The organism is Type-D symbiont of Plautia stali (assembly GCF_001485335.1).
Lineage (GTDB): Bacteria > Pseudomonadota > Gammaproteobacteria > Enterobacterales > Enterobacteriaceae > Pantoea > Pantoea vagans_C.
Window position 1 is genome coordinate 1 of record NZ_BBOC01000133.1, and the last position, 9,541, is coordinate 9,541.

Below are 9,541 nucleotides of genomic sequence, written 5' to 3' on the forward strand. Positions count from 1 at the left end.
GGCTCCAGATAAGCGCTAATCCCCCATTGCCCCATCTCCCGGCCCATTCCTGAATGACCAAAGCCACCAAATGGCGCACGCGGTTCATGTGCCAATGTATTGATCATCACCCGGCCCGCCAGTATCTGTTCACCCACGGCGCGGGCATGCTGCTCGTCGGCACCAATCACCAGCGCAGACAGGCCATAATCGGTGTCATTCGCGATGGCAATCGCCTCAGCTTCGTCACGATAACTCATGATACTCAGCACCGGGCCAAAGATCTCTTCACGGGCAATCTGCATCTGCTGCGTCACGTCGCTAAACAGCGTCGGCTTGATATACCAGCCGTGAGTCAGTCCTTGCGGACGTCCCTGACCACCGCTCAGGATTCGCGCACCTTCTTGTTCGCCGAGGCCAATATAATGTTGCACCCGTTGCCACTGTTTTTCATTCACCATCGGGCCAATGGTGGTCGCTGGGGAAGCGGGGTCGCCAGAACATTGTGCGGCCACCTCCCGCGACAGCGCCTGTTCGAATTCAGCTTTGCGCGCTTCGGGCACCAGAATGCGTGTGCCAGCAATGCAGGCCTGCCCGCTATTGATAAACCCCGCTTGCACTGCCAGCTCTGCAGCGCTATTGGCATCCGCATCTGGCAGGATGAGGGTGGGCGATTTGCCGCCCAGCTCCAGCGTTACGCGCTTAAAAGTCTCAGCGGCCGTGCGCAAAATGGTTTTCCCCGTGGCGGTTGAACCGGTGAAGGAAATTTTTGCCACCAATGGGCTGCGGCTAATCGCATCCCCGACCTCGGCACCGCGTCCCGTGACAATATTAAACAGGCCATCAGGCAAGCCCGCCCGATGCAACGCTTGTGTGATTACTTCGGTCTGTAACAGGCTAAATTCACTGGGCTTAATCACCGTGGTACACCCTGCGGCCAGTGCGGTGGCCAGCTTGTGGCAAATAAAGCCCGCGTTGCTGTTCCAGGGGGTAATCAGACCGGCGACGCCGAGGGGAAGCATTTGAACATGCGCGCGTCCGGCTTGCTGGGTAAAAGGGTATTGTTCCAACTCTTGGATCACCTGGAGAATGACGTCAGCGGGATAACTTGCCATCCACTGCGAGCGTGAGGCCGGTGCGCCATATTCTTCGAGGATGGCGGCATGCAACTCGCTTTCACAGCTTTTCACTGCGTCATGCATCTTCTTTAACAGCATGATACGTTCAGCAACGGAGGTGCGAGCATAAGCGGGAAATGCCGCATGAGCGGCGGCGATCGCGCGCTCTGCGTCTTGCTCGTTTGCCATACGCGCTTTGCCAATGACGCTGCCATCAGCAGGATTGATCATCTCCAGCCACTCGTTACCAGCAGGGGTAACAAAACGGCCATTAATATAGATGTGTTCGATAATATGCATGGTTAAGCTTCCTGAAATGAGTATGCAGGAAAACTAGCACGCCAGGCGCGCGTAAATAATCCGCCTCATCCTGCAAAGGGTATTGCGACAAACGGAATAATTCATGAACCGGACCGGTATGACAGAACTGGAAATCCTGCTGGCAGTAGCGCGGCGCGGAACCTTTAAAAGCGCAGCAAGCGAGTTAGAAATGTCACCTTCTGCGATCACCAACGCGGTGGCCGCGCTGGAGAAACGGCTGGGTGTGCGTCTGTTCAATCGCACCACGCGAAGTGTGGCCCTGACGGATGCCGGTCGGCGCTTTATTGACAAAATCGCCCCTGCCCTTGAGGTGATTCGCAGCGCTTCCGAAGAGATCAGCAGCGAACCCAACGATCCCTCGGGGATTCTCCGCTTAAATGTGCCGCCAGAAAGCTATGCGCTGTGGTATGAGTCCGTGCTTATGCCGTTTCTAAAACGATACCCGCGTATTCGCGCGGATATTTGCAGCCAAAGAGAAAAGGTGGATATCGTTTCTGCAGGCTTTGATGCGGGGATCCGTCTTGCTGAAGATATTCCCGCCGATATGATCGCCGTTAAGCTTACCGCCGAGTTGCGGATGATAGTGGTTGCCGCTCCGGACTATCTTGAACGTTTTACGGCGCCGGATCAGCCAGAGCAACTGAGCGAGCACCAAACGCTGTGTATGCGCATGTCTGATGGCAGTATTTATCGCTGGGCATTGAGCCACCAACAGCAAACCTACACCTTGCAAGGTGAGCCACGTTTCGCCGTGAGCGATGTGGCCTCCATGCACCAGGCGGCGCTGGCTGGACTTGGCATTGCCTGTATGTCCGAGCAACACATTGCCGCGGATATCCAGGGGGGCAAGTTGGTGCGATTACTGCCAGAGTGGCAGGTGAACCTCGGTACGCTGTGTCTCTATTACCCAGGGCATCGATTAGTGCCGCCCGCACTTAAGGCATTAACGGCATTCGTGCGTCATCTGCGTTGAACTAGCTCTGTAATAAGGTCAGCACCTGTTGCGGTTCAAGATTGGCTTTTGCCAACACCGATGAGCTGGCTTGTTGCACAATCTGTGCTCGGGTCAGTGCGGAAACTTCTGCTGCATAATCGGCATCTTCAATACGTGATCGTGCTGTTGCTAGCTGTGTCGTGGCGGTGCTTTGCAGGTTTTGCGCCGAGCTCAGTCTATTGGCGGTTGCACCTAACTCGCTGCGTTGGCTGTCCACACGCGCAATCGCCCGATCCAACGTGGTCAGCGGATCATCGGGATGCTTCAAGCGAATTTCGTCCCCGACTTCTGCCACGGTGGTGGTGGTTTGGTTGGTGGAGGTATCGGTCACCGATGACACATTGGCAATGTAATAGATCTGTACGTCGCCCACGCCTTTTAATGTCTTCACCATCATGGTGCTTGGTGCGCTGTCTTCTGTCACAAAGGTTGCGGTCTTGCTTTCTTGTCCGTTTGATACGCCCATGTAGTAATTGCCATCACTATCCAGACGAAGCACATCATTACTCTGAACACCTTCTGCGTCGGTGTAGCGCACATTGACATTCGTCGGGTCGAGCGTGATGTAAGAGGTACCGCTGACACTGGTCACGTCACTGAAACTGTTGATACTGGTGGTACTTACCGCCTTGATATCCAGGCTGTTGGCGGTGCCATCGGAAGTTGCTGTCACGGTCGCGTTGAAATACTGATAATTTCCCCCGCCGTTATCCACTTCCATCACATACTGCCCACTGTTGGTGCGGAGCAAGCGCGCATCATTAGTGGCTACCGCATTATTATTTCCATCGGTGAAACTGAGCGTTGCACTGCTGGTGTCGATGGCTGGCGTCGTCGTCACGGCTGTGGGTAACGTGGTGAAATCACTCTCATCCAAAGCCGGATCAGTGGTCATTTTTGCGGTGATAGCACCGCCAGCACCAAAGGTGATGGTCGCAGGATAGTAGGTATCATTTTGTTCAATATAGTACTGACCATTATCAACGGTGAGGTTTGGCGCAGGGCTATTGCTTAATGCTGTACCGCTATTGTCTTGATAGCTCACAGATGTGATCGCGTGAGCGGCGATCGTATCAACCTGACTATAAAGCGGAACCGTGGTGCTTTTGCTAATCAGAACGTTACCTGCCGCTGATGCGGTATCCCAACGGGCGCTGACACTGGCTAAATAGTAGGACGGTTTGCCATCACTGCCCGTGGTTTGAATATATTGCTGGTTAGTGGCATTGCTTTGCACTAACTGAGGAGAATCGGTCGCTGGCGAGTAGTTGACGGTGATGGCGGGACTGCTCAGAGACATATTCAGGGCGAGACCTGTTAGGCTGGGTACCGCCGTCACATTACCGCTGATGCCGCTGATCACAAAGTCTTCCAGTCCAAGCTCGTTGACGCTAAATCCCGTCGATAAATTGACGCCAATCTTTTGCTTATCATTAGCCCCAACCTGAATGCCGACGCGCCCGGCACTGCCATCCAGCAATTTGATACCGTTGAAGCTGGAGGTACTATTTAGTCGATTAATCTCTTTGAGGTTAAGGTTAATTTCCGCCTGAATAGAATCCGTATCCTCTTGGGAGTTCGTCCCGTTTAACCCTTGAACCGTGAGCTGGCGGATACGTTGTAGGCGGTTGTTAATCTCATCCAGCGCGCTCCCGGCAGACTCAACCATTGATAAACCATCACCGGTATTGCGCTGTGCCTGGGCCAGCCCATTTTGCTGGCTGGTGAAGCGATTCGAGATAGCCTGACCCGCCGCGTCATCCCTTGCGCTGTTGATGCGCATGCCGGACGACAGACGTTGAATCGCCACGTTTAATGCGGAGCCATTTTGGTTCGACTGTTTCGTCGCGATCATCGCGGATACGTTGGTTTGAAGGCTGATCATTTCCGGTCTCACAGGACAAATTCACTGTAAGCATTATCGGCATGTCAGCCCTTTCTTTAGCGAAAATTTGAGCTAAGTGATCGCCCTCAGCTACGCTTCGCTTAAATTTCTGGTCTTAATGTCTAAAAATTTGTGTTTATTTTTAATAAAAAATCGTCATTCACTCGATTTATGGTTTTTCATGTATGTATTCGTCTGGCACTACTAAATATAGTAGGTCCGTAATGAACTTAAGGCTCCTTTCAGTTTTAATGTTCGATGAAGTTGGTGGGATAGTTTACATAACAACACGTTAGAGAGTATTGGCCCCAGAAACATAATTTAATCCTATTATTCCTAATCATCATACGGGGTTTAACTAATCAATCTCTTCATAGCCAATTCACCCTGGCTAATACTTCATTGGGCGCCTTATCAATTTTCTAACTGAGTAAATTCCGTATTGGTCTTTGTACCATTGACCTTATAACCACTCCTGGTGAGAATGCCGTTAAAAGTTTTGAATCAGATCTCAATTTTAGGGTTAGGAGCCCATTGCAGTGCGACTGCGAGAGTCGTACTGGATTAACGCCACTTGCCTTTATGGTTGCGCGAAAGACGCACCGAAATAATTAAAGGGCAGGGCATACAGCAAAAATCGTTAATGTCGTGACGCTCGTTGAGAAGGCCCGTCTTAAGATGCACCTTTTCAGCTCCGGTCGACATTTCTTTCATTTCGTCAGGCATGTATAGCGCGCCATCGCGTTGAACATGTTGATTAAGAGATGAGTAATTTAATTTAGATTACGCGTTTGGTTGTACGAATGATGAACTGAGCATCGTTAATGTGATGGATCTAACCTATTGATTTTAAACTGTCCCGCTATCGGTGCAGTCAGGCCTCTTTACGCCAAAATAAACGATTGCATGTATTCAGCAAATTGGTAGCTGCAAGCCAGGGGCGGTAGCCTGCTCATTTTAACGTTATGAACTGAATCGATTTGTACAAATTTAATGGCGAAAGTCTTATTTGATTTGAGATTTACTCAGGTGCTTAAGACCATATCTTTACCCCTGAGGAAAGTCCGAAATAGTTTGAAATCCAATGTTAAGCCGCATGCAAGAGAATGGCATGGTCGCTTATCAATGAATCTCACTGAGGTTGTTCTGTGAAAAATAAATTAAAAAATTCGATGTGGATGATTGCAGAGAAATTGATCGCGGTGTTCGGCCTGATTTTCGTCACCTCCTATGTGGCGAAATATGTTGGCCCTACCACGTTCGGCATTATCTCACTCTCCATGCTGGTGTTTCAGTTTATTCAATCCATTGCGGTGATGGGCAGCGATGTGATTCTGCTCAAACGCATTTCGCAAAATCATCATTCAGGTATTCGCCTGATGATGGCGACCTTTCTGCTGGTGATGCTGATTTATTGCGGCTTAGCCATCAGCGGCATGGTGATCATGGGCGAAGAGTGGAGTCGCGAAGCGCTGGTGTTTATCTGTGCAGCGGCGATTGCCTGCCTGTTTTCATCGATCGACCTCGTGAACATTTACAACGAGGCGATGCTGAATGCGCGGCTTAACGTGATTGCCAATGTTATCGGTCTCGCTATCAGCCTGACGGTGCGTTTCTTTATTTCCTGGTTCCAACTGGATCCCCAATTCCTGGCGATACCGATTGTACTCGCCACGCTACTGCCGTTCAGCATCAAACTGGCCATCTTCCTGCGCTATCACCGCCAGGTGCCGATCCCGGCGCTGCGCCATATCAAAAAGTATTCACGCTACATGGTGGCATCGGGTGTTTCTCTGGTGTTCTCAGTGATTGCGATTGCGATTTACACCCGCGTCAATCAACTCAGCGTCTCTTATTTCCTCGGCGTGAAAGAGGCCGGGATCTTTGCGGTGGCGATGACGCTGTCCACGGCGTGGGTGTTTCTGCCCAATGCGCTGCTGGCCTCATTCTTCCCGGCATTCTTTGCTGAGCGCGATGATGAGCAATCCATTATTAAAGCGCAAAAACTCCATCTGCTGGTGTTGGGGGTGTCGGCGGTTGTCATCATGGCAATCTGGCAACTCTCGGGATGGTTTATTCGCGACTTCTACGGTGAAGCCTATCTCGATGCCGTTGCGCCGACGTTATTACTCAGCGTGGGTGCCATGTGCGGCGTACTCAGCAGTTTGATGGACCGTTTTATTATTAAGTACAACGGTTATCGATTCTTAGTCAAAAAGACCTTTGCTGTATTAATTATCTGCCTGGCATCCTCTGTTGTATTGGTGCCTTATTTCGGTTTAACCGGTGCCGCAATGAGTGTGGTATTAACCGAATTCGTCTCATTCTCGCTGCTTAATTATTTCTTTTCTGCGCAACCCGTTATGCGTATTCACCAGATTTTCTTCAACCCCAGGAAGTTATGGCTGTTATTTATCAATTACAAAACCTCAGACAGTAAAGAGAGTTTATCATGAATGAAAAACCACTATTTAGTATTATCATTCCCGTCTACAACGCGCAAAAAACCATAAAGCGGACATTGCTTAGTGTGCTTAAACAGACCTATAGCAATTATGAAATTGTGGTGGTTAATGATGGCAGCACGGATTCCAGCCAGCAAATCTTAGCCGATTTTTCATCTTACTCGCAGGTGACGGTGATTGATCAAATCAATGCCGGAGTGAGTGCAGCACGCAATAATGGGCTGCAGCAAGCGAGTGGCGAGTATGTGTTATTTCTGGATGCCGATGATTGGGTAGATGATAACTTCCTGATGATCTTCAAACAGAATCTGGATGCGTGGCCCGCGGAATCAGTTGATTTGATGGTCGGCAACCTTAATGACAACCGGGTAGGGAAAGTTTCGCAAGCAGGTTTTTTCAGCAACGAGGATATTCCCTATGTGCTTGGCGAACTCGAAATGAGCGATAACATTGGTTATTTGCACAACAAATGTTATCGCCGCCAGATTCTGAGTGATTATGATCTGCGTTTCATGGAGGGAATCTCTATGAGTGAGGATCTGCTATTTAATTTGAAGTTTTTTAGCTGTATCAGTAATTTCCTGGTGACGCCGGGTGCCGCTTATCACTATGAGGATGTGGCGGGTTCACTCTCTAAGCGGAAGGTGCAATACAGCGAATTGAAAGTCAGAAAGCAGTTTCTGACGGCGTTATATGACTCGATTGTGGAAAAATATCAGGGCAGCGATCTCGATTATTTTCTTAAAGGCATTTCTAAACGCGTTCTGGCGTTGGATATGCAAATCGTGACGGCGATGTATCATTCATCTTTTTCACCTGCCGATATCGCGCAGGAAATTAATGAAATCAAGCGAGGTAAATACTCAAAAGGTATTTTTATTTTGCTCAATAAAAATGAAAAGTTGAAGTACATGATTATGAATTTAAATACTATCACAGCGTACTATTTCCTTTATGCCCTCTACAGGATGCGCGCATTCTGATTTGAAATTCCCCCGGTATTCTTCTCTGCTATTGTCTGCGGCTGTTATTCCTTCTGGAACACGCGGAGCGATGATGGGTCCAGAGGCGAGTTACCGGGGGAGTTTCACCTTTCCTGGCGTCTTACACGCCTGAGTTTTGTAGGGTGCGGCCTTTAGGCCGCCCGCTGCCACCCGTCCTCCCTTAGCCGCTTTCGGGCGCACCAAGGCTTACCCCTACCGGCTAACCGTCGTTGTCTTCTTGCACTCTCTCCTGCTCTCAGGTCAAATAGCGCCCATGCAAACGATTGCGTGCGTGTTTTGTGCATATTCGTATATTAAATCGCCACTTCGCGCATTTTTGGTGCCTTTGTGATGGATGTCTTGCGTTGAAGCAACCTTAATCAGGCAAAAACGGGTAGCATGTGCGCGGTCGTACTATTGGCATGTTTGGCAGCTGTCGTTCCGGCTGCATTTTGATAAAGCATTAAATTCTGGAGAGACAGATGGACAACTCACAAACCGTTGCCCAAGGCACGGTTGAGGTCAGTGCAACGGGCTGGCGCAAGAGTGATACGGTGTGGATGCTGGGCTTGTACGGCACGGCTATTGGTGCAGGCGTATTATTCCTGCCCATCAATGCGGGCGCGGGTGGGTTAATTCCGCTGATTTTAATGACCATCCTTGCGTTCCCGATGACCTTCTATGCACACCGTGCACTGGCGCGTTTTGTGCTCTCTGGTAAGAATCCCGGTGAAGACATTACGGAAGTGGTGGAAGAACACTTTGGTGTAGGCGCAGGGAAAATCATCACCTTGCTCTATTTCTTCGCTATTTTCCCGATCCTGTTGATGTACAGCGTCGCGATAACCAACACGGTTGACAGCTTTATCGTGCATCAGCTCGGCATGGTGTCGCCACCGCGCGCTGTGCTGTCGTTAATTTTAATCATCGGCATGATGACAGTGGTACGTTTTGGCGAACAGATGATCGTCAAAGCGATGAGCGTGCTGGTGTTCCCGTTTGTGGCGGTGCTGATGTTGCTGGCGGCTTATCTGGTGCCACACTGGCACGGTGCAGCGCTGGAAACCCTCTCTTTAAGCCACAATAGCAGCGGTAGCAGCATCTGGATGACGCTGTGGCTGGCGATTCCGGTCATGGTGTTCTCCTTTAACCACTCACCGATTATCTCCTCATTCGCGGTGGCGAAGCGTGAAGAGTATGGTGCAGGTGCAGAGAAAAAATGTTCGCGCATACTTGCCAGCGCCCATCTGATGATGGTAGTGACGGTGATGTTCTTTGTCTTCAGCTGCGTATTGAGCTTGTCGCCGGCAGATTTGCAGGCGGCGAAGGACCAGAACATCACCATTCTTTCCTATCTGGCTAACCACTTTAACGTGCCGATGATTGCCTGGATGGGGCCGATTGTCGCGATGGTCGCCATCACCAAATCGTTCCTCGGACACTACCTGGGCGCGCGTGAAGGCTTCAACGGCATTGTGGTGAAATCACTGCGCAGCCGTGGCAAAAGTGTCACGCCGCAGCGTTTGAACCGTGTTACCACCGGCTTTATGTTGCTCACGACCTGGCTGATTGCGACCTGGAACCCGAGTATTCTCGGCATGATTGAGACTCTGGGCGGCCCGATCATTGCGATGATTCTGTTCCTGATGCCGATGTATGCCATCCAAAAAGTCCCGGCAATGCGTCAGTACAGCGGGAAGATCAGTAACGTCTTTGTGGTGATTGTCGGTTTGTTAGCGATTTCGTCGATTGCGTATTCGCTGATGAGCTAATCATGTTGGCCAGGTGCGCATCAA

Annotated in this window: 6 protein-coding genes; 4 read left to right on the forward strand and 2 right to left on the reverse strand. The window is 50.3% G+C overall.

From position 1 onward, the window contains the following. The coding region (locus PSSD_RS24625; protein ID WP_058974054.1) for an aldehyde dehydrogenase family protein at positions 1-1,397 on the reverse strand (1,397 nt) is incomplete at its 3' end. A gap of 103 nt (positions 1,398-1,500) precedes the next feature. Between PSSD_RS24625 and PSSD_RS24630 the strand changes: the two genes are divergently transcribed. Beyond that, the gene (locus tag PSSD_RS24630; protein WP_058974055.1) at positions 1,501-2,391 is read left to right on the forward strand and encodes a LysR substrate-binding domain-containing protein; all 891 of its coding nucleotides are present in this window, start codon (positions 1,501-1,503) and stop codon (positions 2,389-2,391) included. A 1-nt stretch (position 2,392) separates the two neighbouring features. On the opposite strand, the gene PSSD_RS24635 is transcribed toward PSSD_RS24630, so the two are convergent. Then, positions 2,393-4,297 carry a flagellin N-terminal helical domain-containing protein gene (locus PSSD_RS24635; RefSeq protein WP_058974056.1) on the reverse strand — a complete coding sequence of 635 codons (1,905 nt, stop codon included), beginning with the start codon at positions 4,295-4,297 and terminating at the stop codon, positions 2,393-2,395. 1,148 nt (positions 4,298-5,445) lie between these two features. On the opposite strand from PSSD_RS24635, the gene PSSD_RS24640 reads away from it, so the two are divergent. From PSSD_RS24640 to PSSD_RS24650, 3 genes are all read left to right on the forward strand, one after another. Next, a complete protein-coding gene (locus PSSD_RS24640) occupies positions 5,446-6,753 on the forward strand; it encodes an oligosaccharide flippase family protein (protein WP_058974057.1) in 1,308 nt (435 codons plus the stop codon). Continuing rightward, positions 6,750-7,745 carry a glycosyltransferase family 2 protein gene (locus PSSD_RS24645; RefSeq protein WP_058974058.1) on the forward strand — a complete coding sequence of 332 codons (996 nt, stop codon included), beginning with the start codon at positions 6,750-6,752 and terminating at the stop codon, positions 7,743-7,745. Before PSSD_RS24640 ends, PSSD_RS24645 begins: the two co-directional genes overlap by 4 nt. Before the next feature lie 482 nt (positions 7,746-8,227). Next, positions 8,228-9,517 (forward strand): HAAAP family serine/threonine permease, encoded by a 1,290-nt coding sequence (locus PSSD_RS24650; protein WP_058974059.1) that lies wholly within the window; start codon positions 8,228-8,230, stop codon positions 9,515-9,517. Positions 9,518-9,541 lie beyond the last annotated feature (24 nt).

What these genes read in the sequence shown, in the direction of transcription:
- PSSD_RS24630 (WP_058974055.1), top strand. Translation starts at nt 1,501, where the DNA reads ATGAACCGGACCGGTATGACAGAACTGGAAATCCTGCTGGCAGTAGCG.
- PSSD_RS24635 (WP_058974056.1), bottom strand. Translation starts at nt 4,297, where the DNA reads ATGATCAGCCTTCAAACCAACGTATCCGCGATGATCGCGACGAAACAG.
- PSSD_RS24645 (WP_058974058.1), top strand. Translation starts at nt 6,750, where the DNA reads ATGAATGAAAAACCACTATTTAGTATTATCATTCCCGTCTACAACGCG.
- PSSD_RS24650 (WP_058974059.1), top strand. Translation starts at nt 8,228, where the DNA reads ATGGACAACTCACAAACCGTTGCCCAAGGCACGGTTGAGGTCAGTGCA.